Below are 25,805 nucleotides of genomic sequence, written 5' to 3'. Positions count from 1 at the left end.
TCGTCATACGTTATAAAGGGATTGCTAGAATCTATATTTACTGCTGTATTAAATTTTTCTCTACACAAAAATGATACAGTTCTTCAACATCTTTCACTATGTAGGTCGCACTAACTTCAGTCAGTTCTTTTTCACAGCCATAGCCATATAAAACACCAATTGAAGCAATTCCATTCTGATTCGCACCTATTATATCGTGCTTTCTATCACCAATCATTATCATTTCTTCTTTATTTAGTTCTTCATGTGTTTGTAAAATATGAGCAATTATTTCTTCTTTTTTTATTCTCGTACCATCTAAATTACTTCCAATGATGTCTTCGAAATAATTCGTTAATTGAAAATGCTCTATAACTTGTTTCGCAAATACAGTGGGCTTTGAAGTTGCTACGAATATGCGATTCCCTGAACTTTTTAATTGTTGCAAGAGCTTCAGAATCCCCTCGTATACATTATTTTCAAACAATCCACGCTGCTTTAAATACTCACGGAAGTAAAAAACAGCACGTTCAACCTCTCCTTCACTCATATTATATCTCTCTATGAATGATTGCTGAATAGGAGGACCTATAAATGAATCTAACTCACTTATATGTACTTCTTCAATTCCTACTTTTTTTAATGCATATAAAACCGAGTTTACAATCCCTTCTTTCGGATCCGTTAAAGTTCCATCTAAATCAAATAGAAATGTTTTATACATGCTTCATTCCTCCACTTAATTTGCTGTATAAATAAGTGCTAACATCTCTTCCACTTCTCCCTATTATACTATTATTATCTATTTTTTCGAAAAATCAATTTCCATATGTCACATACTTTCAGTTACAAAATACGATAGATATGATACAGTAAAAAAGTTACAATTATTTTAATAGAAACTGGTGAAACAAATGTCAATTACGTTAATTTTTATAATGGCTTTCACAATTGTGATCCACGCAGTTGAAACAAGCTCTTATAGTATTCGATTAGCTGGAGTACGTTTAAAAAAGATTGCGGTTGCCTTGTCTGTTGTAGGAATGGTGTTACTTATTTCAAGAACATCAAACTTACTACAAGCCTTTTTAATCGGTGGTATTGTCGATGAAGCAAAACTAGATTCTTCTATTAATTTAGAGCATATTATACGACTCGTACTATTATCGGCTTCTATCGGTACATTAATCGCGATCATTCTTTATCCAACTTTGACAAAATTATTTGGATATGTCATTCAAAACTTTGAAACAGACGGTTCTTTCATTCGAATGATGAAAACGAATAACATTCAAAAATTAAAGTACACAAAAAAATATGTCCGTTTTCCAAAGTTAGAAATGATTCATAGACTGCGTATCGGTGGTATTCCAAAGCGTATTATGCTTATTAACATGTTTGCTACTGCTATTTATACAGCAGGGGTACTTTCAGCCCTTTACGCTTCTTTTTTAAATCCAGATTATGCAACAAATGCAAGTACAGCTTCTGGCCTTGTAAATGGTTTCGCCACTATTTTATTAACTGTATTACTCGATCCACGCATTGCTCTTTTAACAGAACGTGCTCTACAATCAGAAAGCGGTGCTGAATCTATGAGTAAAATGTATGGTTGGCTAATGATTTCTAGACTTCTCGGCACATTATTAGCACAACTGCTATTTGTACCAGGTGCTTACTGGATTTTATGGATTATTGAACTGATGCATTAATTTACTAGAAAGGTGAATTTATCAATGAAGATCAAAACAGAGAAAGATATAATTCGCTTAATAGAAAACGACGAATGGATGATGAATGTATTACAAATGGCAAAATCACTAGAGCTACCTGATTGGTGGATTTGTGCCGGATTTGTTCGTTCTAAAATTTGGGATACTTTACATGACTATGAAGCGAAAACGGCTATGCCTGATGTTGATGTGATTTATTATGATAGTCTACATCAAGATGAGATATACGAACAATCATTAGAAACGAAATTAATGAATATTGATGCTACTATCCCTTGGTCTGTAAAAAATCAAGCTCGTATGCATGTAGTGAATAATATGCCACCATATTCTTCTTCTGTTAATGCTATTTCTAAATTCCCTGAAACAGCAACGGCTTTAGGAGTTACACTTGATGAACTAAACAACGTTATCTTAACAGCCCCATGGGGTATTGAAGATGTCCTTTCCTTACAAGTGAAACCAACAGCTCATTTTCTTGAATCGAAAGAACGATTACATATGTACAAAAACAGAGTTATAAAAAAGAATTGGCAAAGTAAGTGGCCTAACATCACAATCACATATCCAGAAATTTAGAAAGGGTGCCTCTCATTTATAGAAGCACCCTTTTCTTCATTTCAAAAAATGTATGACTGTTTCTGCAAATCTATCTGCTTCCTCATAATGAGGTGAATGACCGCTCTCTTCAAATACGATATACTTGCCGTTTCGGGCATCTTTATTAAATGTTTTAATTTGTTCTTCACACGTTACTACATCATGTTTTCCTACTATTAATAACATTAGATTTTGTACATCTTTTATTTTTGATAATAATGATGTATGACATGCTCCCTCTAATTTTAATCTATCAAAGTGAATTTTGGAGCGATTTGAAAATATTTCCCACTCTTCATCACTGTATAAACTCTCATCTGTCCTATCTTCCTTATTATTGTAAATCTCCATTCTTTTTTCTTCTAATTCAGCGCTTAATCTTATATAAGCTTCTAACAACTCTTCTGAACTAGCCTTGCTAGATGAATAAGCAAAGCACTCTTCTGCTACTTCTTCTTTTCCATACTTTTTTAATAAATGCCCTGTCTTTTGTAACAAAGCCCTACTTGTTAATGCAAAATCAAAAGTTGGTCCTTCAAATATTATTTTCTCTATTGAACTTGGATATATCGACGCATAAAGCAATGCTACATATCCACCGAAAGAGTGTCCAATTATAGACCACTTCTCAATTTGTAATACTTTTTTTAATTCCTCACAGTCTTCAATCAAATCATTTAATCCAAAAGCTTCGTCTTCAGTAATTTCTTCTGAGCGACAAACACCTCTTTGATCTATCATAATTACATATAGAGAATCTTTTAAACGTTCCGATTGATGAAATGAAAAATCATAACAACTTTCTCCTGGTCCACCATGCAAGTATAAGACTGGCTTATTTTTAGGATTTCCATGTGTTTCAACGTATAGCTTTTTCCCTCTAATATTCATATATTTCCCTGCTTCTATCAAATTTTTCTTTATGATCATCACCCCTTTTTTTACTGAGTATTATAACATTTAATGTTAAATAATCCCTATTACATTTAAGAAGACTATAATTATTGCAAGTGGTGCTACAAATCGAAGTAAAAATGCCCAATAAGTAAATACTTTCTTTCCATAATTTCCACCTACAAAAAACTCTGCTTCTAGTACCTTCTTCTCCATTTTGAATGAAACGAAAATACTAATAAATAGTGCTCCAAGTGGCATTAATATATTACTAGATAAGAAGTCTACTGCATCAAAAATATTCTTTCCGAAAATCGTAATATCACTCCATACTCCAAATGATAACGCTGATGGTATACCTACCAAGAAAATGCCGAAACCGATCAGCCATGATAATTTCGTTCTCTTTTCTTGTTCACCATTTGCTAATGCTGAAACAACAGTTTCTAGTAGAGAAAATGCTGATGTTAATGTCGCAAATGTAAATAGTGCAAGAAATACTGTTAAGAAAAATCCACCGAATGGGATTTGACTAAATACAGATGGTAATACGATAAATAGTAATCCAGGTCCTTCTGTTGGCTCCATTCCTAATGAAAATACGGCTGGAAAAATAGCAAGACCTGCAAATAATGAAACAAATAAATTTAATCCAACAATTGTTATTGCTGATTTTGGTAAACTTTCTTTTTTATTTAAATAGGAACTATACGTAACCATAATTGAAATCCCGATACTAATTGCAAAGAATGATTGCCCCATTGCGAACAAAATACTTTCCGAAGTAATCTTTGAGAAATCTGGTTGTAAGAAAAACTTCACACCTTTCATTGCATCATCAAGTGTTAACGAACGAATAATAAGAGCGACAAATAAAACGAACAATGCTGGCAACATATATTTACTTGCTTTTTCAATTCCGTTTTGTACACCCTTTGATACAACCCATATCGTAATGAACATAAAAGCGAAATGTCCCATAATAGCCCAAGCAGGATTCCCAATTGTTTCAGTAAATAATGTACCGTAATTTTGTCCTGGAGTAATCAGTTGTCCAGTTATTCCTCTGAATAAATAAATTAATACCCATCCACCTACAACACTATAAAACGAAAGTAGTATAAAACAAGTTCCAACACCAAGGCGTCCAATCCAATGCCATCCTGTATTTGGTGCGATGCTTTTAAATGCTCCAACTGCTTGTTTCTGCGTACTGCGTCCAATCATAAATTCAGCTATAAGTAGCGGTAGTCCAATTAAAACAGTAAATAATATAAATATTAAAAAGAACGCTCCTCCCCCACTCTTCCCAGCGATATAAGGGAACTTCCATATCGCACCAAGTCCAATTGCTGATCCGGCTGCCGCCATTATAAAACCTAATTTCGAAGTCCATTGCTCCGTCTGTTTCATCTCATTTTCCTCCTAATTAAATCTTTTTATATAAATAAATAAATTTTATAAACCTATTCAAATAAACCCTCCATTTCTTCTTCCATATAATAAAAAAATGGCCTAGCATCTCTATATAAAGAGACGCTAAGCCATTTACTTAACGCGGTACCACCCTTATTGATTCCATTATGAATCCACCTTAGTAGTAATCGTTTGATTACAAACCTAATATCGAAGGTTAACCGTTAAGATTTACTAAGAATGTAATTCCGTTCCACCTTACTGCTCCTAGGCGAGTTCAGGATGTCATTTGACTATGTCACACCAACCCATAGCTCTCTGTACAAATACATGACCTTACTACTCCTATTCAACACATTTTAATATTTAGAATATATTTTCTTTTGAAATTAATATGAAGTATATCTGTTATATTTGTAACTGTCAAGGGTATATTGATTTTTTTGTCGAAATGGTTCATATTTCAACTGACTTTTACTAAGCTTATTAGAAAAAGAAAGAGTCTATATTTTCACCTTTTTAAACGAACTATAAAAAAAGAATCTTCGCGATAATCGCGAAGATTCTTTTTACGGTATGAGACGAGTACAATCTCTCGGAAAAGCACTCACCTCTCGTACATTTGTTAATTCTAAAAGTTTATATACAACCCTTTCTAACCCAATTCCGAAACCTCCATGTGGTGGACAACCATATCGAAATGTATTTAAATAAGATTGAAATTTATCTGGGTGTAATCCTTTTTCTTTAAACGAAGCGAGTAACATTTCATAATTATGAATTCGCTGTGCCCCTGACGTTATTTCTAATCCTTTATATAATAAGTCGAATGAATCAGTAATAGCTGGATTCTCTTTATTCGGCATCGTATACATCGGTCTCGCTTTTTTCGGATAATGCGTAATAAAAACAAATTCACTATTATATATTTCCTTCACATATTTCCCTAGTAACTTTTCACCTTCTGTATCTAAATCCCCTACAGGAGATTCTTTACGATACTTACTTTTCAAAATTTCTTGTGCTTCTAACAATGTAATTTTAGGTATTTCAGTAATAACAGGTACTTCTATTTGTAATAGTTGTAGTTCTATTTCACATTTTTTCGCTACTTGTTGAAACATATATCGTAAAACATCCGTTTCTAGTTGCATCACTTCATAAAAATCATGAATAAAACCAAGCTCTACGTCTAACGATATATATTCATTCAAATGACGGGAAGAATTATGATGTTCCGCTCTATATACAGGTGCAATTTCAAAAACTCGTTCTAACCCACCTGCCACCATCATTTGCTTATAGAACTGTGGTGATTGTGCTAAATAAGCTTCTTTTTGGAAGTATGGAAGCTTAAAAACATTTGCTCCTCCTTCTGCCCCTTGCGAAACAATTTTCGGCGTAAATATTCGTGTGAAATCGTTCTCTATAAGAAATTCACTAAAGCTTTGAACGAGTGTAGATTTCACTTTAAAAATTGCTGCGGTTCGCTCATGCCTTAATGATATTACTCGCTCATTAAGTAGTTGATCTAAGCCAACTTGTAACTTCTTTTTATTTATTTCAAATGGAAGTGGCTCTGCACCGTTTATTACTTTCACTTCATGAGCAAGTACTTCAACACCCAATTCTGTTTTCGATGTCTCGACTATTTCACCAATTACGTGGACGACACTTTCTACATCAACTTTATATCCAGCCAATTCATTTTCTAATACACATTGAATTACTCCTGTTCTGTCTCGTAATAATAAAAAACTAACATTTCCAAGATGTCGAATCTTTTTTACCCATCCTTGAAGTAATACAACCTTTCCACTTTGCTTTGTACATTTTTTTGTGAGTGAACGCTTCATTATTGAATCCATTATTTTTCCCTCCAGTAATTTTATATTTATTTACGTTATTGTTGTCATCGTCATCATCCACGGTCACTCACCCCCTTTCAAAGAATACAAAAATCCGCCCCTATAAATAGGGACGGATTTTTTCCGCGGTACCACCCAAATTGTCATACTGACCATCTTAGCCCTGATAACGGTAGGTACCGTTTGCTTTTACTAATAATCACGTTCAAAGCAACACTCACAGGTGTCTTTCCATCATGCGGTATCGCAACCTTCCCAGCAACTGGCTGCTCTCTGTAGACCTTTGCACCATGTACTTTTCCTGATCATCACTTTTTATATTTACAGAGTATTCTAACTCCTTACCTTATAAAACGCAAGCTTTTTTTGAAACATTCTGGTTTTATAACTCCTAACTTCTTCTAAAGTGTGAAAAGTTAATTTTGTAATACATATTCTTATGTATTACATCCAAAATTACACCTTTAATATTTTCCAATTTTTACATAAAAACTAATTCATTTACGCATATTAATAAAAATTTTAAAGCGAGGTGTGTATATGCAAAAAGCAATTAGTTTCTTTCTCCTTTTGTTTTGCTTAATTGTAGTAAATGAAACGTATGCCTATTCACCAAAATCTTTACCAATCTCTCAAAACTCTGATCAATGGCAAGTGAATATTGATAAACCGAAAAAAACAAACAAGAATATGCTTCAAGCTAAAAAAGATGAATTTCAAACATATCATTTTTCAGTAAAGAATGTCGGGAATAGTGAAGTATATAATGTAAACGTCGAAGTATTCCGCAACGAACCAAATAAGAAAACGAAATATGAACTCTTTTCCCTAAAGGAAAGTCGTTTGGCAAGTGGAAAAACTGGATTTGAACACGCTAATTTACCCATTGCTACAAAAGCAGATGAAGTTGATGTTATTATTACATGGCAAGAACACCCATTCCGATCGATGCGAAATGGTCAAAAAGTTGAATCTAGAAAATTTAAAGAGCATTTTGTTTTTAAAGAAGCTAAAAAGTAAATGGGATACGGATATATTCACACTATCATTGATATAGCTTTATTTACTAGTACCAGTTCGTAAGCAAATTAAAAAGTCGTGGCTTATAAATGCCACGACTTTTTATATTAATTCGTACTAATACCTCTCGCTGCCCAAATGCGATCGATATCAGCAGCATGTTGTCCGCCATATAAAAGAGCATCCGCTTGCTTAATCGCTTTTGCTCCATCACTGAATTTAGAGTTTGGTGTTAATGACCAGTGCGATTGTAAAATAATTTTCGTTGCTACATCACGTCCAAATGCTTGTGCCATTTCATATTGGCCTTGTGCCCAAATTTCCCCATCATCATGTACCTCATTTGTAATATCTTTCGGATACACTTTATTCGTATCTAATCGGCGTAAGCACGTCGGATCTGAACTAGAATAAGCAGTCGCATCCCATTCTCCAACACATGCTTTACCATATCCAGTAGTCGATACTGCATCTTCATATGTAGCACCTAAGAAGTCGCCAAATCCTTCTCCCATCGCTCCACCTTCTGCTGAACTACCAAAGCCAGGAACTTGGTTATCTTGAATCGAATGCCCATACTCATGTGCGATAATACCAGCATCTTCTGCATCATCAACACCGCCAGTACCGAAAGTTAAAGCTTTTGTTGATGGAGAATAGAATGAGTTATCATCAGTTGTACCATTAACATTCACTTTTATCGAACGGTTATTAATATTTTTAAAACCTAGACTTTGAATGTAACGTTGCAATGTATCAATATGATAATATGACATTACATCTTCAAAGCTATCATTTGCACGTGTATAGTTGAATTGTAAGTTTGTAGATTTTGTTTTCGCTTTTGAAGAAATCGTTACATATTCTCCAATTAAAAATCCTGTTCCATCTAAACCTTTTAACGTAACAGTTTTTAATTGGTTCGTTAGAGCTGTTGAATCTGCATCGTTATTATCTTTTAAGCCTACTTTACTACCGCTAGATACGACTGGGTTAGGTAAAAATACTTTTCCTGACCCTTCAGCTTTTCGGTTTATATCAACCTTTTTAATTAACTTTCCATTTTCTGCATCAATAAATGTTTCCCATGCACCAAATGGATTATTAGAATGGACTACAACTTTATATACTGGACGAGCAATTCCTTCTTCAACAATATATCCGAACTCTTTATCTGTAGGAGCCCATAAATTTTGCTCACTTGCTTCTCCAACATACGCCATTGATTTTTGTATTGCATCTTTTTCACTAATTTTTGTCGTTACTTCCTTCACACCTGTAACAGGCTGATAATCAGAAACAGCGAGTACTCCCTTTCCCTCTCCGTTAAGCGTAACTGTTATTTGTTTTGAAAATACAGGTGCACCATTAACAACTTGTTGGAACCTAACATATGAAGCTACTGATGTTTCTGTTGTAGAAATATATTGCAAGTCTGAAAGATCTGTTTTCAATCCATACTGCGCAGCATTTTCTTTTAAATATTCAGTTGCTTTTTTCTGTGGCGAATAAGCTTCTAACTTTACTTGCTGTTGTTTTTCCAATGCCGAAACCGTAGAAATCGTCCCCATTACTAACGGCACGGTCATTGCCATTGCCACCATTTTTTTATTAAACATAGAACCACTCCCCCTAATAAAGTAGCTCAACCTTATCCCATTACCACTAGGCAATCATTCCCCGCAAAACGGATGGATAAAAATTGAATCTACGAGTAATTCTCTATGAACACTTCTATTACCTTTCCATTTAGGGTAAGTGAAATTTTCTCAATATTTATGTATGAATTGAACACAATACTGTAGAAATATATTTCTACGGTATTGTGTTCGGTACGCTATGAAAAAAGACAATTGCTAGTGGTCCTATCGAATGTATAGTCAAATAAATTCTAATCATACAAAAAAGGAAGTTGGAATCATTCCAACTTCCTTTTTTCTTTAATTAGCTGCACTTAATTTAATTCTAAGTTTTGTTTCACCTAAAGAAAGTTCATCGTCTTCGTTCGTTAAGTGACCAAATGTAAATTGTTTAACGAGTAAGTTTTCTTCCAATAAATCTTTATGGTTCGTTAACGTTCGCTGTAGTTCTTCTTCTGTATCAAGAATAATATCGACTCGTAAATTAACTGGTAAATTCAACTGTTTACGATATTCTTGAACCGCACGAATGAATTCACGCGCTACTCCTTCTTGTAACAATTCTTCCGTTACATTCGTATCTAACATAACCGTATATTGTCCGTTAGTTGTATTAGAGAATCCTGATTTTGCAACTTTCTCAACTAACACATCTTCAGCAGTTACAACTACTTCTTCTCCTGGTGTTGCTTCGTAAACTGCTCTTCCTGTTAATACAAAGTTTTGCACTTCTTCTTGTGATAATTGTTTTAGCCAACCATTCACTGCATTCACATTTTTACCGAACTTCGGCCCCGCTGTTTTAAAATTAAGCTTCAATTGATATGATGTGTATTTTGTTTCATCGAGTTCAACATGGAACGCTTTTACATTTAACTCATCCATAACGATATCACGATAAGATTCCCAATCCATATCATTCTCGTTATGCTCAAGTAATACAAGTTCTGCTAGCGGCTGTTTTACTTTTAAAGAATGCTGATTACGGTTACTTCTTCCAAGTTCAACAACTTGTAAAACAGCATCCATTTCCGCTTCTAATTTCGGCTGAAGTAGTGATTCATTTACAACTGGATAATCGGCTAAATGAACGCTGCTTCCTTCTAAATTCAGATGAATGTCTTCCGCGACAAATGGTGTAAATGGTGCAATTAATTTACTAATTGTTACAAGTACTTCATGAAGTGTCTCATACGCAGCTGCTTTCTCAGCGTTCATACCAGATTCCCAGAAACGATTACGTGAGCGTCTTACATACCAGTTACTCACTTCATCTACAAGTGTTGCAATTTCACGAGCTGCATTCGTAAATTGATAATCATCAAGTCCAGTTCTCACTTTTTTCGTTGTACTATGCAACCTTGATAATACCCATTCGTCTAATTTTGTAAGCTTTACATCATACGTTTCCTTCGGATTATACTCATCTAAATTTGCATATAAAACGTAGAAGCTATACACATTGACTAATGTATCTACAAATTTAGATTTCGCTTCCAGTACTGTTCTTTCAGAAAAACGCTTCGCATTCCACGGGGCACTATCAACAAGTAAAGCCCATCTTAGCGCATCTGCACCAAACTTATCTACTAAATCAACTGGGTCTAGTGCATTTCCTTTGCTTTTAGACATTTTCTGCCCTTCTTCATCTAAAACATGCCCTAGTGATAACACTCGTTTATACGGTACTTTTCCTGTATATAGTGCTGATACTGCTAATAAACTATAAAACCAGCCGCGTGTTTGATCAATTCCTTCTGCAATAACATCCGCTGGAAACTGCTCTTCAAATAACTCTTTATTTTCAAATGGGTAATGATATTGTGCAAATGGCATAGAACCACTATCAAACCAAACATCAATTACTTCTGGTGTACGATTCATTGTGCCTCCGCATTTCTCGCAGCAGACTTGCACTTCATCTACATACGGCTTATGCAATTCCAAATCTTCCGGTGTTTCTTTCGTACTATGCTTTCTTAATTCGGCAATGCTCTTCGGTGCGAACTGATGATTACAACTTTCACATTCCCACACGTTTAATGGTGTTCCCCAATATCTATTTCGGCTAATATTCCAGTCCACCATATTTTCTAAAAACTTACCAAAACGTCCATGTTTCATATGATCCGGATACCAAGTAACAGAATCATTATTTTGTAAAAATGTATCTTTAATTGCAGTTGTTCGGATTAACCAACTTTCTCCTGCATAATAAAGTAGTGGTGAATCACAACGCCAGCAATGCGGATAGCTATGTTCATATTTTTCTTTATGATACAGTAAACCTTCCTTCGCTAAATAACGAACGATATCCACGTCACAATCTTTTACAAATCTCCCTTTCAAAAATGGTACCGCTTCTGTATACTCACCTTTTTCATCTACAACGTGCAAGAATGACAATCCTTCACTTTGAACGACTCTATAATCGTCCTCTCCATATGCTGGAGCAATATGAACAAGTCCTGTACCACTATCTCCCGTTACAAAATCTGCTGCAATAACGCGGTAACCATTTGTAACTTCTTTCATCGGAAATGGCGCTGTATAAGATGTGTTTAATAATTCTTCGCCTTTATGAACAGATAATACTTCATAGTTCTCTTTTAATACTTCTTGTACACGTTCTTTCGCAACAATGTATACATGACTTTCTTGTTTTGCTTTAACGTATTCCATATTTGGATGGACAGCAAGCGCAACGTTTGCTGGAAGTGTCCAAGGTGTTGTGGTCCAACCTAAGAAATACTCATTTTCACTATCTTTCACTTTAAACTTCACAGTTGCACTTAAATCTTTTACTGTTTTATACCCTTGTGCAACCTCATGTGAGCTCAATGAGGTTTGGCAGCTTGGGCAGTATGGTGAAACTCTATGTCCTTTATATAACAATCCTTTTTCATGGATTGTCCCCAAAATATGCCATACACTTTCGATATATGGATTCTTTAAAGTTACATATGGATTATCCATATCTACCCAATAACCAATACTTTCAGTGAATTCACGCCACTGCTTCTCATATGTGAAAACACTCTCTTTACACTTTAGAATAAATGGTTCAATGCCATATTCTTCGATCTCATGTTTACCAGAAATACCAAGTTGCTTCTCAACGCCTAATTCTACAGGTAAACCATGTGTATCCCATCCCGCTTTTCTTAACACTTTATAACCAGCCATCGTTTTATATCTTGCTACTAAGTCTTTAATTGTTCGTCCAAGTGCATGACCTACATGCGGTAGTCCGTTCGCCGTTGGTGGTCCTTCATAAAATACGAAAGACTGTGCGCCTTCTCGATTCTGAATTGATTGTTCGAAAATATTTTGTTCGTTCCACTGTTTGCGAATTCGCATTTCTCTTCCTACAGCTGATTCTTTTACATCTACTTTTTCCATATACAATCACTCCTTTGAATATTTTAAAGCACACAAAAAACCCGTCCCTATAAAGTAGGGACGGGTTTACCCGCGATACCACCCTAATTCTATTAGCTTTTTCACTAATAGCACTTAGCAACGTACTATCATACGTGTTCTTTGTAACGGTAGACATCCGTCCGGGCTTACTTACTTTCAGCCTCAGCTCCTCGGAGATGATTTTCAAATAACGTCTGCACACCGGCTTTCAGCAATATACCGGCTCTCTGGAGAACAGCTCACTATTTTACTCTTTCTCGTCTTCAGATTTGTATACTTTGTTAAAAGTTATTTTATGCCATTTAGCAACTAATTGTCAACTAATTCAAAATATATCCTTATCTTTTTCCCCTATTCTTATACAATTACTTTTCAAATTCTCGCAATGCTGCTAAATTTTCATCATCCTCAATAAGTTCAACAAAGAATCCCGAGTCATCCTCACGAAGGACAATTTCAAGCTCTTCCTTCGCCTCTTCATTTCTATTTAACTGTGCTAAATAACAAGCACGATCATATCTTGCTAACAAATCACTCGCGTCAATTATTAATACTTCATTTGTTATTTTTTCCGCCTTTATCGTTTGGCCGACACCATGATATGAAGATGCTAAAGAAAGAAGAATTGCTGTTTCATTTGGATGATGTACAGAAGCATTTTCTAATACATGAATTGCCTCTTCAAACCTTTCTTGACTTTGATATATTTCTCCTAAAGCAAGAAATGCTCTACTTACAAACGGTGTTTGCTCTGTTAATTGTAAGATAATCTTTTCTGCTTTTCTTTCTTCCCCTGCTTTAAAGAATACTTGTGCTTGCAGAAGAAGAGTATCATAATCATCTGGTAGTTCTCGAACCATTTGTTTCGTTAATTCCAAAGCATCTCTTAACATATCTTCTTCCTCGCACTCAACGAAAAGATTTACAAGTTGCTTCGCTACGTCATAATCCCATTTATTTTCTAGTGACGTGTGCAGAATCTCTATTGCTTCTTTATTCATCTCTACATTCTCATAAAATAGCGCAAATCGCTGTGCTGCCATACTATTTTTCGGATTTAACTTTAAAGAGATTTCATATAAATCAATTATCATAGTAACCATTGAAATTTCTTTCGCACGATTTTTCATACGATAAAAAGCTCTCGTAATGATAGATCGTTTCGGCTGTTCATGCAGCTGGCGTTCAATCCATATTTCCGTAACCGCAGCTGCAGCATACATGAATGCTGCACTTCTTTCTGCTTTTTTCACCTTTAATGTATGAAGAAAATCTCGTATGTTAGACAATTTTTTATGTTGCTCTACTGCTTTTACATAAACATCAAATATACGTTCATTATCAAAATCTTTTTGTATTACTTTCATTGCAACTTCAAGTGCTTTTACTATTTCTTTTTTTCACTAATACTTTTGCATAATGATATAGTACTTCTATATGCTCACCATCTAATTGTAGCGCGTATTCAATCTGTGCTTGTTCTTTATCTGTTTCATTCATCGCTCCATACACATATGCAATCGCATCTAAACGCCATATTTCAGGTACTTCGTCCGCTAATTGTTCTAGTTCAATCAGCAATTCTTCCTGAAGGTTCATTTCTACTGAAAGCTGTGCCAAATATTCCATATTAATATGCAACGGCTCTTCTTTCATCGCCTGAACCATATGACTTTGTTCTTTAGAACGGTTTTCTTCTTTTTCGTATATTTCCGCAAGCTGTAAATGTACACCTACGAAATTCCCATCAAGCTCTAAACATGTTTCATACGCCTGCTTTGCTTCCGTCAATTGCCCTAATGCCATAAGTGTTTCGCCAATTCGGTAATACGGTAATGCCGTTTCCATTTGTTCTATCGCCTTATTATATCTTTTCATCGCTTGGCCGTACTGTCCAATAGATTCATATAAAATACCTGCATAACAACCGTACTCACTTACTTCATTTCTTTCTTTGTGTAACGTTCTTAAAAATGCTATACCTCGTTGTACAAATTCCGTTCCTTTAATTCGATTCACATATTCATCTAACGCACTTGCTACATTATAATCACTTTTCTTTATACCATTTTCTAACTTAGATAGCGCTACTTTAAATCCTTCTTCATTTCCACCAAGTTCAATTTCAGCATCCCATAAAACCATTCCTGCATTCATGAGGAAATCTTGGCTCTTTTCAATTTGCTTCTCAAGACCAAGAATATATTCTTTTGCTTCCTTATATTGTTCTCTTGCCATATAAACTTGTGTAAGTCCGAAGTGAGAATAAACATCCTCATCATTTTCTTCTAAAGCACGCTTATACAATACTTCTGCTTCTTCCAAGCTATCATTTTGAAAATGATAGTCACCTAATTTTACGTAAAGAGGTGCTTTATCATCACAATTCTCAATACCGTTTAATAAAATTTCTTTCGCACTTTCCTCATCCTTCAAATCAGATTCGTATATTTCCGAAAGTTTCGTATAAATGTAATGTGCATTACTATCCAAATGAATCGCTACTTTAAGCCCTTTTATTGCTAAATATAATTTCCCTAGTTGATGTGCACATCTCGCTCGTTCATACCATACATGCGCTTCATATTTATACTCTTTTAACAAGTCATTAAAGATTTCATATGCTTCTTCATATCTTTCTAAATCTATTAATATTAAACCGTGATTTGTTAAAGTGAACCTTTCAGGACTACGCTCTAACGCAACTTGAGAGTATTGCAATGCTTTTTCAGATTGATCAATATACATATAGGATAAAGCGAGAAAACTCCAAGCAATAGGCTGATCTGCGTCTAATTGTAACGATGAACGAAAGCTTGAAATCGCTTCTAGATAACTTTCCTGTTCAAACGCATATCTTCCGTTTATTAAATGATATAAAGCACGATTATTTTTCTTCTCAACGCTTGTCAGCATTTGCTCCGCTTTCTCTACTTCTTGAAGACGAATAAAACACTGTGCACCATGCAATTTAACAAAGTCCGAGTTCGGAAACTTTTCCATTAACTTATCGATACAATATAAAATAAATTCTTTATCTACTTCAACATCTAAGTGCTTTATCGTATATAACCACGTATTTGGATTATCACTCGTTTCTTTTAAAAATTGTACTAAGTTACTAATTCCCTCTTTGTCATGTTCATCTAAATGATCCGTAAGAGAAAAAATAGATTTAAAGTAACGATTTTCTTCTTCACTTAGAAACGCTAGTTGCTCCTTCTTTTCTTTCGGAACAAACGTGATTGCTAAACAGCCTGTATAACGATATTTTTCTTGTACTTTACTATATTCCACAAGAACTGGCTCTATAAAGTTTGGATCTTGAACATAGAAAGCTTGCAATGTATCATCATATCCAGATAGAACTTGTACGTGTGAAGCATGCTCAATATCTATACTTAATAAAACAGGAATTCCTTCGTCAATCAGTCTCTTATAATTCTCTTCATTCCCTTTAAAATAACGATATTCATAACCTAATTCTTCTAAATAAGAAACAGAATCTGAAAACTTCGATCCTGTCATATCAAAAATAAACTCTGCTATTTCATCTTGTGTACGTTTCTCTCCCCATATACGCAACATCATCTCTAAGCTTGTCGGAACACAATAATTATCCTTTTGTACAATAGGAACTATCGGCAAGTGCACCTTTTTTCCATCCGGATTTTTTTCTAAATTATGATATAAAGATTCTTTTAAACTCTTTTCTTCTTTTAATAGTTTTTGTAAATCTGCAAATTTATTCATTTTGTACAGTGCTTCTGCACGTAAATGTACAAAGTAAGTATTATAGGCATGATATGGCAGCTGAGTATTTATGTTATCTATTACCGCTAACATCTCTTCATATTGCTCTAAATCTAATAAATACTTTATCTTCTCAAAATGAAAATATGGTACTTGTGGGAATTTTACAATCGCATCATCGATTAACTGTATCGCGCGTTTTTGTTCTCCTTTATTCGCATACAATTGTGATAATAAATAGGTAGATAACTCTTCACAATCTTCATGCTGCATGCCAGCAATAAATTGTTCTTCCGCTTTCTCCCATTCACCTGTATGCATATAAACGTAGCCCCATTTATCAAACACTGCGCGCGCACTGTACTCCTCTGCTTTTTGCATATACATTAACGCTTCTTCGTTTCGTTTCATTTCTAAAAGACATCGTACTAACGTAAAATATGTTTTCGCTAAAAAATCTGCATCTATTTCTTCTTTACTTAACTCTTCTAAAGAAGATTTTAACAACTGCTCTGCTTCAAGAATTTTCCGCTCATCAATTAACTCATCACAATATAAAGAGAGCGTTCTCATATTTGGGAATTTTTTATAAGCGTAACGAATGAGGAATGAACTGTATTGGTGCATAAGCCCTTCATCAGTAAGGCGAATTAATATATCGAACTCCTTATGCGAAGGAATATTGGCAAGCCAATTCTTCACATAGGATAAAGTATTCGTTTCTTTTATATATGCAATTTCATTATTTATTTCCTGTAATCCATCTACAAATCTCTTGTCTTTTAAACAAGTTTCTAACTGCTTAAAATCTAGCATGCATTCACCTCGAATTTATATTTAAACTGCTACTTGCTTAGATTTTACACACCATATAGTATGTATTCAACTAAAATCTCTTATAATAGATGTTATTAATTAATATTATTCAAATTTATAACAAAATATAGTAAAAATGATTGTTTTTCTCCGTATTTTGTTTAATTATATGGAATAACGTAACATGCGGTTTTAATCTTGTAGAAGCTGAAATTAGTACATAAAATTATATCGGCGATAATTCAAATATATCAGCGATTCTTTCATTTTATCGGCGATTTTCAAATTATATCGACCGATTCTTAACATATATCAGCGATTATATGTCGAATATCGACTTATCGACATTAAACGACAAGCCTTATACATCATACCTTTTAACAAACTATGTCACCAAATGTAATTTTCATATTGGGAGCGTATACAAAAGAAGAATACACATGAAATATTTTAAAAAATCGTAGTTCAGCTTCATATTGAGCTAGCGCATTATCATATGTTAATCCTCTGGCTATTAAACGTTCTACAAATTGTTGCTTATCACCCGGATCACCTGCAATCCCCTCTTCTTTTAATGATTGATACAAATCGTTTTTATCATTGTGATGCATATTTGAATCTAAAAAGTTCACTTTATCGCTTACTCTACATTCAATATTTTTCACACCTAATTCACTTAAATATATCGGTATTTTCATGCCTATATTGCCATCTTTACCATTTCTTTGCGTATCACTTTCAAATAATTTCTGCAAAACACCTAGCTGAATAAATTCCGATTGTTTCTCCCCATCTAGTAAATAAGAAGCCATATTAGAAATCCAATGTGGTTCAAAACAGATTATTTTCCCGCCTCCTTTTATATACAAAACTAAAGTTCTCTATATAATAGCCGTATTCCTACACTTTTCTTAAAATTTCAAAGCAAAAAAGCTAGTGTATTTTTAATAATACACTAGCTTTTTATTTGGAAGAAAAATTTAACAAGTACAATCACAATCAAAACAATCCGTACAGTCTAAATCATCACAATCTGCTTTTCTCTTTCTTTTGTTTCTCTTAAGATAATAATACAGTAGCCCAAACAATAGTATACAAATAACAAAAGCTATTATTGCTTCTGTATACTTATTTTGAATCATAAAACCAATTCCACTTCCACCTGAAATAAAAATTAGAATTAAGTAAATCCAGAACATCTATGTAAATACCTCCATTACTATATATCTTAAGATAATATCCATATAACACTAGAGGAAATGAATAATCCCATACCATTACCGCTTAATACACCAGTAGTTATTCTTAGCAAATTTGAGCTACTTCTCCATTTCCACTTTTGGGTGAACCCATCGATAAGTAACGGAATTTGAGCGAAAAATGATAGTATGATTGCCAAAAGAAATGAAGGTGTCATATAAAAATAAATTGGAAACATTAAAATACCAATAAGCATGCCTGTACAACGCGCACATAAAGGTATGTACTTTTGTAGTTTAAAAAAACTCCTATCTAATCTTCTATGACAAGGAATTTGTAAAATAAAAGTTCGAATCAATATGAATCACCCTCTCTAAAAAGATTTTAATTGATTTTGCAAAAAAAATATATATCCAATAAAAAAACAAACCAGGTTTATACTAGACCCAGTTTGTCAGTTTACTACTATGTTACATCTCCTCAGGTGCCTCCACCCCAAGTAAACGTAATCCTTCTTTTAATACAACCGTCACAGCATAAACCAATGCGAGTCTGCTGTCTTTTTCTTCGCTCTCTTCTAATATACGAACATTACCGTAATATTTATTGAATGATTGTGCTACATCTAATATATATTTCGAAATAATAGATGGCTCATTTTTATTGAAAGCTGCTTCAATTACTTGAGGGAATTTATTAAGTAATTTTACGACACTCCAGCTATAATCATCTTTTAAAGCAAACGTACATGTTTCAAATTCTACACTTTCTTTTCTTAAAATAGAGCAAGCACGTGCATGTGTGTACTGTACGTAAGGTCCTGTTTCTCCTTCAAATTTCAGCATATTTTCTAATGAGAATTCGATATTATGCATACGCTCATTTTTTAAATCGTGGAAGATGACTGCACCAACACCGACTTGCTTTGCTACTACTTCTTTTTGTTTTAAGTTTGGATTTTTCTCTTCAATATTCTGTTTTGCAAGTTCGATTGCTTCTTCGAGTACTTCTTCAAGTAAAATAACTCTTCCTTTACGTGTCGACATTTTCTTACCATCTTTTAAAATGAAGCCAAACGGTACGTGTTCCATACCATCAACCCAAGTATAGCCAAGTTTTTTTAATACGGTGAAAAATTGATTGAAATGTAAGCTTTGTTCTGGACCAACAACATATAGCGCTTTATCAAACCCATAAGTGTTTTGACGATATAAAGCTGCCGTTAAGTCACGCGTTGCATAAATCGTCGCACCATCTGATTTTCTAATTAAACAAGGCGGCATTCCTTCTTCTTCTAAATTAACGACTAATGCACCTTCTGATTCTTCAAGCAACTCATGTTCTTCTAAAATCCCAATAAAATCTTCCATTAAATTATTATAAAATGCTTCTCCCTGAAAATTAGTAAATTCTACGCCGAGAAGTTCATAAATGCGAGAAAATTCTTTAAGGGACTCATGACGGAACCAATTCCAAAGCTCTACCGCTTCTTCATCACCTTCTTCTAATTTCTTAAACCAAGCACGTCCTTCTTCTTCTAGTTCTTCGTCGTCTTTTACCTCTTCATGGAATTGGACATATAACTTAAATAGCTCACGTATTGGATCTTCTTTAACTACTGCTTCATTTCCCCATTTTTTATAAGCCGTAATTAACTTTCCAAACTGTGTTCCCCAATCTCCTATATAATTAATCCCTACAACTTCATAGCCACATTTTTCAGCGATATGTTTCAGCGAATTTCCTATCATTGTAGAACGTAAATGCCCCATCGAAAAAGGTTTCGCGATATTAGGAGAGGAATAATCAATTACTACTGTTTTTTCACAGCCAAAGTGGTTTTGACCGAACTCTTCTTTCTCCGCTAAAACTGTTTTTAATACTGCATCACTTACAGTTTCACGATTGAAAAATACATTTACATAAGGACCAACGGCTTCTACTTTCGTAAAAAACGGATCATTGAATTTCTCAGCAACTTCCTTTGCGATAAGAGCTGGTGCTTTTTTATATTGCTTCGCTAATGAAAAGCATGGGAACGCTGCATCTCCAAATTCATCTTGTTTCGGTGTTTCAATTAAATCTAAAATTTGTTTTTGCGTTAATTCATTCGTGAAAATATTAGATAAACTTTCCACAAACTGCATTTTATAATCCATGATACAACCTCCTTATTTTTTAAAACACAAAAAACTCGTCTCTAAAAAAGAGACGAGTTTTAACCCGTGGTACCACCCTTGTTGTTCGTTACGAACCACTTTCCCGTTTATAACGAGGACAGGGGGCCTCGGCTTTCTCTACTATTCGTTCAAGAAGCATCTCCGAAGTGCGCTTCATCTTTTTCTTCCGTACTAGGCTCACACCATCCCTAGCTCGCTTTCCTTCTAAAAAAGACTACTCTCTTCATCACAGACAGTATATTTAATTAATTATTGCTTATTATACATCTTTTCAAACAATTAGCAAGGGTCAATTACACCAAAGTGAAACTTAGCACTTTTTCTTTTGTATACATAAAAATTGTGTTTTTCAAATCTAGAACTACGAAAATGATCTTTTAAAACGACACGTTTTCTCGCCACTCGTTTTGCCTCCGCAATTGTTTCATCAGTAATATCATGATACAAAGCGAAGTGTTTTAATCCTTTAATTCCGTCGGATTCTATGACAGTTTCTTCAAACATCGGATCAAGGTAAACGACATCGTAACTATTGTCTTCACATTGCGCTAAAAATGAAAAATGCTCCGTTTGCTTTACTTGAATTCTTTGCATTGCTTCATCAATTTCAAAAACGGATGAAGACCATGTTTTCAAACCATTTTCCATAATATAAGCCATATACTCATTGCCTTCAAGTCCTGTTACTTTTCCGCTTTCACCAACAACATAACTAGCTACAATACTATCTGATGCCATCCCGAGCGTACAATCTAACACTGTCATTCCTCTCTCTAATTGCGTGGCTTGTACAAACGGATCGTGTTCTCCACGCATTAACCTTTTCACACGAAACATCGCTGAGTTCGGATGAAAGAAAAACGATTCTTCCGTACCTTTCGGATAAATAGCTAATCGGTTCTTCCCTACGACAAGCACATCTTGTTCATACTGCTCATGCAGCTTATGTACTGGTATGTCATTACGTTTAACGAATGAACGATTTAATTCTGCGGCTACCTGCTTTGCATAATCTGTCATTTCTTTATTCGTTCTTCCTGCTGTTGTTACGATCATTGTTTCACCTCTATATAAAGAAAAGAGGGAGATTTACTCTCCCCCTTCTTTAGCAATTCTTTTCGAAAGCTTGTTCTAAGTTCGTAATAATTTCGTCCATAGTTGCACCTTCAATTTCATGACGGTGAATGAAGTGAACAACTTCTTTTCCTTTTAATAATGCCATAGATGGTGAAGATGGAGGAATTTCTCCGAAGTATTCACGCATTTTTGCAGTAGCATCTTTATCTTGACCTGCGAATACAGTTACAAGATGATCAGGTTGTTTTTCAGCACGAACAACCGCTTGACCTGCTGATGGACGTGCTAAACCAGCTGCACAACCACAAACAGAGTTTACAACTACTAAAGTTGTACCTGATGTATTTTCCATAAATTCTGTTACAGCTTCTTCTGTAGTTAGCTCTTCAAACCCAGAACGCACTAACTCTTGGCGCATTGGGATTACCATTTGGCGCATGTATTCTTCATAAGCATTTGACATCTTGTAATCTCTCCTTCAACTTTCATTCCAAATTCATCATATCACGCTCTATTAATAGGTGCAAAAGAAAGATAACGATGATTTCATTTTTTTGTAGGGATTTCACAAACCCCACCGCGGCAATGCCCCACTGGAACAAGTTTTCTATTGTTAGCGATATAATCGTATACTTTACTTCCAAAACCAAGTACGATAGATAACTTTATAAAAGGAACGGCAAACCAATAAGATGGAACGGCCTTTGCTAATACATGTATGCTATGAATGCCGTCATACCACTTATTATTTTTAAAAATATACAATCTTTGTTCCATCTTACTTTGTAGTTCTTGAGAAAGCTCATACTTCTCAACTACATCTTCATCTCGAAATGAAACAAATTTCATCTTACCCTTTTTATCTAATTTTTTCGTACGTTCTGCAACCGCCGTACACATCGGACACCAACTATCATAGAAAACAATCATATATTATTCCCCTTTACGAGACTCCGTCATTTGTTTCCATACAGAACCTTTTGCTTCTTCTCCGCCTTCAATACGTTCTAATGCTAGACGTGCTTGCATCGCTACTTCAAACTCTGGATCATCTTGCGCTGCTTTTAATGCTGGAATCGCACTTTCATCTCCAAGTTCAAATAAGAACATAGCTGCACGCCAGCGTACTAATTTACTTGGATCTTTCAGAGATTTAATCATAACGAACATCGCTGCCGGATCACCTACATCTGATAAACAATCTCCTGCAGTACGACGAACACTTACAGAGCGATCTAATAAAGCTTTATATAATAACGGTAATACTTCATCACCTTTTACCATACCTAAATACGCTGTTGCTAAACGGCGTATTGAAACTTTTTCATCATCTAACGCCATCTTCAACACTGGAATATCTTCTTCAGTAGGATCCATTTGTTCTAATGCTGCAAAACGGTTTTTCCAGTCAGAATCTTTCATCATCTCTTCTGTTACTTTATATGGCTCACGCTTTTGGATCGTTACTTCAACAGCACCTGCTTGATTTAATAATTCTTTAACCGTTTCATTTACACGTTCTTCTGAATAAGCAGCAACAATCTCTTCTACTACTTCTTTCCCGATTTCTTCAAAGTTACCGTAACGTGTACTTTGTTCCACCCATTTACGCTCTTTTACAACATTTGGTGCAGACATTTGCACTTTCATAATTGATTCTTTAAAACGATCAGGTAAACCAACACGTTCTTCCGTCGTTCCATCTGTTAACTTTACTTGCATTGGAATTGTAAAGAACATTTGAACAAACACTTTCACTTCTCCAAAATGAGCAAGTTGTTGTTCTTCACTTTCTTCCACTACTTCTTCGCCGAAAACAGCACGAACTTGTTGTAATAAAACTTTCCAGTCATACTTCGCATTTCGCTCCACTGCTAAAAAGTCGGCTACATGATATACACCTTTAATGCCTTCAATTTTCAAAATTTCTTGCACTTGCATTGGTGCTTGTTCTTTATTTTCATTTGTATAATTATTACGCGCTCCTGATGGTAATACTTCATTCAAAATAACTTTCATTGTATTTGGACTTGGCGTCGGTTCAATTGCTTTAATCTTCACGTAAAAAACTCTCCTTTATTGCATGTTCTTAGCTGTATTGTAACATGTTATCACTCTATACTCCTACTCGGATGCTTAATTTTACTACTTTCTTCCCCCTACCATACTATTTCATTCTTTTTACATTTTAAATTAGGAACGGGATTTTAAAAGCTTTCGTTTCCGATGATTTTTATTTTTTATCCATTTCTTGAGGCATCGCCATTATTTTTGAAAAAAACACGCTAAGCAAAAAATATAATAAGCTATCCATATGGATAGCTTATTTACATAATTTTCGTTATTGGAAGACAACTATTTTTATAAATACAAAAGGCAGAAAAGTATATAGATTCTACAAAATATTTTGATTGTGATACATTTACAGAATCTCTTATTTTATAATTAATGTCTTATTATTTTTGGGAGGGAATTCGATGAAAAAGTTTGTTTTGATATTTGGGCCACAAGCAGTTGGGAAAATGACAGTTGGACAAGAACTAGCAAAGATGACTGATTTAAAATTATTTCATAACCATATGACAATTGATTTATTGGAGCCATTGTATGGATTCTCTTCGGAAATGTGGCGATTAACCCATCTTTTCCGAAAGGAAATATTTCAATCATTTTCAAAGAGTGAACATTATGGAATGATTTTTACATACGTATGGGCGTTTAATGAAAAGAAAGATTGGGATGATGTTGAAAGTATATGTAATATTTTTCGTTCCCAAGGGGTTGATATTTATTTTGTTGAATTAGAAGCTGATGTAGAAGAAAGACTTCAACGAAATAAAACACCTCATCGACTTGAACATAAGCCAACGAAAAGAAAGATTGAACAATCTGAACAAAATTTATTAAGCACATTTGAAAATTTTAGATTAAATTCAAGAGAAGGGGAAATTACAGAGAAAAATTATATAAGGATCAATAATACGAATTTAAATGCTACAGAAGTAGCTGAAATTATAAAGAAAGAATTTCAACTATAGTTTTTTTTTAACAAATTAAACAGTTCGGATTTTATGAATATCGTATACATTTCTAATTAACATAACGTCCTATTATCGGTAGCAACAAAAAGGAGGATTCCTTACTCTCAGAAGGAATCCCTTTTTTTATTTTCTATCACTCGATTCATCTTTTTATACATTCCTATCCTGTGATGGGTTTTATGGTTCTCGTTTGTTACTGGATTAGCCAAAAAACGTTATAAAATTTTGTATACTCTTTACTTGTTTTTTCAAAAAAGCTGGCGGTATCCCCCTCTTTAAGTTTATTAAAATACTTTCCACAATTTTTTCCGAAGCTATTACTTAAAATCACCTTTTATTACGATGCCCCCTCCCGCCTTCTCTCCAAAAAGGTAATACTCTCAATCACAACTTCAGTTCTATATATTCTCTTGCCTTGTTCATCATCGTAATTACTAGTCTGAATACGCCCTGTAATCCCAACGAGCGACCCCTTCTTACAATATTCAGCTACATTCTCAGCCGATTTGCGCCAAACGACACAATTAATAAAATCGACTTGTTGTTCACCTAAACTATTTCGAAATCCTCTATTTACCGCAACACATATTCGTGCATAAGCGACGCCTTGTTTTGTGTAGTATAATTCTGGCTCCTTTGTCAATCTACCGATTAATACAACTCGATTCATCATAAGTTATACCACCTCACATGTTTTTCTTCATTGTAAGGAGAAATGTTTGAATGGTAAAAAGCACAAAATGATATATCCGTAAGTAGAAAGTATTATTTGGGACCTTACAAAACAAAAAAAGAAACCATACATAGTTCAAACATGTATAGTTTCAAAATTTATTACACTTCAGTACAAGATATGTAATATCCTCCGCGAGCCATCTTTATTTCAGCACGGTACATTACATTTTCTAAGTAGAAAGTAATCGGTTTAACTTTACTCTCAAATTTTAGTCTTTCATTGCATTCAGCCGCATATCTCTCTATTGCTGAAGTAATGACTTTTGATGATGGATACGTTAAAGCATCATCTAGTTCTATGAAAAAACTTTTAGAAAATAGCTTTTTCATAATCCCTTTCTTCTCTTTCATCATATTCCATCCCCCCTTAACTCAAGTTACCAATATCCATATTATACCATAAAATCAATTTATCTTTAAAAATAAAAAA

19 protein-coding genes, 2 pseudogenes and 4 other annotated features are annotated in these 25,805 nt (G+C 34.3%); of the genes and pseudogenes, 4 read left to right on the top strand and 17 right to left on the bottom strand.

Features of this window, described 5'->3' with window-relative positions:
• Positions 1-37: 37 nt before the first annotated feature.
• Positions 38-703, bottom strand: a complete 666-nt coding sequence (locus HMPREF1014_RS10955; RefSeq protein WP_000278478.1) for an HAD family hydrolase — start codon at positions 701-703, stop codon at positions 38-40.
• Between the two features lie 190 nt (positions 704-893).
• On the opposite strand from HMPREF1014_RS10955, the gene HMPREF1014_RS10950 reads away from it, so the two are divergent.
• On the top strand, positions 894-1,691 hold the full coding sequence (locus HMPREF1014_RS10950) for a lipid II flippase Amj family protein (protein ID WP_000028915.1): 798 nt from the start codon (positions 894-896) through the stop codon (positions 1,689-1,691).
• A gap of 24 nt (positions 1,692-1,715) precedes the next feature.
• On the top strand, positions 1,716-2,291 hold the full coding sequence (locus HMPREF1014_RS10945; protein WP_000695359.1) for a nucleotidyltransferase family protein: 576 nt from the start codon (positions 1,716-1,718) through the stop codon (positions 2,289-2,291).
• Between the two features lie 36 nt (positions 2,292-2,327).
• On the opposite strand, the gene HMPREF1014_RS10940 is transcribed toward HMPREF1014_RS10945, so the two are convergent.
• The 3 genes from HMPREF1014_RS10940 to aspS all read right to left on the bottom strand — a co-directional run bounded on the left by HMPREF1014_RS10940 (position 2,328) and on the right by aspS (position 6,490).
• Positions 2,328-3,203: an alpha/beta fold hydrolase gene (locus tag HMPREF1014_RS10940; protein WP_009326897.1), complete on the bottom strand. Its 876-nt coding sequence runs from the start codon at positions 3,201-3,203 to the stop codon at positions 2,328-2,330.
• Positions 3,204-3,278: 75 nt separating this feature from the next.
• Positions 3,279-4,619, bottom strand: a complete 1,341-nt coding sequence (locus HMPREF1014_RS10935) for a sodium-dependent transporter (protein ID WP_000814538.1) — start codon at positions 4,617-4,619, stop codon at positions 3,279-3,281.
• Positions 4,620-4,735: 116 nt separating this feature from the next.
• Positions 4,736-4,984 (bottom strand) — a binding site (T-box leader).
• A gap of 207 nt (positions 4,985-5,191) precedes the next feature.
• Complete coding sequence (gene aspS / locus HMPREF1014_RS10930) at positions 5,192-6,490, bottom strand: aspartate--tRNA(Asn) ligase (RefSeq protein ID WP_000377350.1); 1,299 nt, start codon at positions 6,488-6,490, stop codon at positions 5,192-5,194.
• 105 nt (positions 6,491-6,595) lie between these two features.
• Positions 6,596-6,808: a binding site (T-box leader), on the bottom strand.
• A gap of 222 nt (positions 6,809-7,030) precedes the next feature.
• On the opposite strand from aspS, the gene HMPREF1014_RS10925 reads away from it, so the two are divergent.
• Positions 7,031-7,510, top strand: a complete 480-nt coding sequence (locus tag HMPREF1014_RS10925; protein WP_001167908.1) for a YozF family protein — start codon at positions 7,031-7,033, stop codon at positions 7,508-7,510.
• A 107-nt stretch (positions 7,511-7,617) separates the two neighbouring features.
• Here the strand turns inward: HMPREF1014_RS10925 and HMPREF1014_RS10920 are convergent, their stop codons facing one another.
• From HMPREF1014_RS10920 to HMPREF1014_RS10870, 11 genes and pseudogenes are all read right to left on the bottom strand, one after another.
• The gene (locus HMPREF1014_RS10920) at positions 7,618-9,129 is read right to left on the bottom strand and encodes a M36 family metallopeptidase (RefSeq protein ID WP_000482274.1); all 1,512 of its coding nucleotides are present in this window, start codon (positions 9,127-9,129) and stop codon (positions 7,618-7,620) included.
• 321 nt (positions 9,130-9,450) lie between these two features.
• Positions 9,451-12,552, bottom strand: a complete 3,102-nt coding sequence (gene ileS / locus HMPREF1014_RS10915; RefSeq protein WP_000416528.1) for an isoleucine--tRNA ligase — start codon at positions 12,550-12,552, stop codon at positions 9,451-9,453.
• A gap of 53 nt (positions 12,553-12,605) precedes the next feature.
• Positions 12,606-12,846 (bottom strand) — a binding site (T-box leader).
• A gap of 92 nt (positions 12,847-12,938) precedes the next feature.
• Positions 12,939-17,142: pseudogene (locus HMPREF1014_RS10910) on the bottom strand (tetratricopeptide repeat protein).
• 377 nt (positions 17,143-17,519) lie between these two features.
• Positions 17,520-18,005: pseudogene (locus tag HMPREF1014_RS10905) on the bottom strand (class I SAM-dependent methyltransferase); the annotation flags it as partial.
• A 117-nt stretch (positions 18,006-18,122) separates the two neighbouring features.
• Entirely contained in the window at positions 18,123-18,341 is a 219-nt protein-coding gene (locus HMPREF1014_RS10900; RefSeq protein WP_000498601.1) for a hypothetical protein, read from the bottom strand.
• A 29-nt stretch (positions 18,342-18,370) separates the two neighbouring features.
• Complete coding sequence (locus tag HMPREF1014_RS10895; protein ID WP_000621475.1) at positions 18,371-18,700, bottom strand: DUF2085 domain-containing protein; 330 nt, start codon at positions 18,698-18,700, stop codon at positions 18,371-18,373.
• Between the two features lie 112 nt (positions 18,701-18,812).
• Positions 18,813-20,501 carry an arginine--tRNA ligase gene (gene argS, locus HMPREF1014_RS10890; RefSeq protein WP_000384928.1) on the bottom strand — a complete coding sequence of 563 codons (1,689 nt, stop codon included), beginning with the start codon at positions 20,499-20,501 and terminating at the stop codon, positions 18,813-18,815.
• Positions 20,502-20,546: 45 nt separating this feature from the next.
• Positions 20,547-20,761 (bottom strand) — a binding site (T-box leader).
• Positions 20,762-20,801: 40 nt separating this feature from the next.
• A complete protein-coding gene (locus HMPREF1014_RS10885) occupies positions 20,802-21,578 on the bottom strand; it encodes a class I SAM-dependent methyltransferase (RefSeq protein WP_000637448.1) in 777 nt (258 codons plus the stop codon).
• A 49-nt stretch (positions 21,579-21,627) separates the two neighbouring features.
• Positions 21,628-22,062, bottom strand: coding sequence for a BrxA/BrxB family bacilliredoxin (locus HMPREF1014_RS10880; protein WP_000063706.1), 435 nt, complete (start codon positions 22,060-22,062; stop codon positions 21,628-21,630).
• Between the two features lie 83 nt (positions 22,063-22,145).
• Entirely contained in the window at positions 22,146-22,529 is a 384-nt protein-coding gene (locus tag HMPREF1014_RS10875) for a thiol-disulfide oxidoreductase DCC family protein (protein WP_000634873.1), read from the bottom strand.
• A 3-nt stretch (positions 22,530-22,532) separates the two neighbouring features.
• The gene (locus HMPREF1014_RS10870; protein ID WP_000692580.1) at positions 22,533-23,660 is read right to left on the bottom strand and encodes a conserved virulence factor C family protein; all 1,128 of its coding nucleotides are present in this window, start codon (positions 23,658-23,660) and stop codon (positions 22,533-22,535) included.
• Positions 23,661-24,076: 416 nt separating this feature from the next.
• Between HMPREF1014_RS10870 and HMPREF1014_RS10865 the strand changes: the two genes are divergently transcribed.
• Positions 24,077-24,637 carry an AAA family ATPase gene (locus HMPREF1014_RS10865; protein ID WP_000714950.1) on the top strand — a complete coding sequence of 187 codons (561 nt, stop codon included), beginning with the start codon at positions 24,077-24,079 and terminating at the stop codon, positions 24,635-24,637.
• A gap of 340 nt (positions 24,638-24,977) precedes the next feature.
• On the opposite strand, the gene HMPREF1014_RS10860 is transcribed toward HMPREF1014_RS10865, so the two are convergent.
• Entirely contained in the window at positions 24,978-25,313 is a 336-nt protein-coding gene (locus HMPREF1014_RS10860) for a single-stranded DNA-binding protein (protein WP_000982014.1), read from the bottom strand.
• A 161-nt stretch (positions 25,314-25,474) separates the two neighbouring features.
• Positions 25,475-25,729: a DUF4318 domain-containing protein gene (locus HMPREF1014_RS10855; RefSeq protein ID WP_000975130.1), complete on the bottom strand. Its 255-nt coding sequence runs from the start codon at positions 25,727-25,729 to the stop codon at positions 25,475-25,477.
• Between the last annotated feature and the right edge of the window lie 76 nt (positions 25,730-25,805).

This window comes from Bacillus sp. 7_6_55CFAA_CT2 (assembly GCF_000238655.1).
In the GTDB taxonomy this organism is placed as follows: Bacteria; Bacillota; Bacilli; order Bacillales; family Bacillaceae_G; genus Bacillus_A; species Bacillus_A cereus.
Note: the sequence above shows the minus strand (reverse complement) of the source record. Positions and strands in the feature narration are given on the sequence as shown.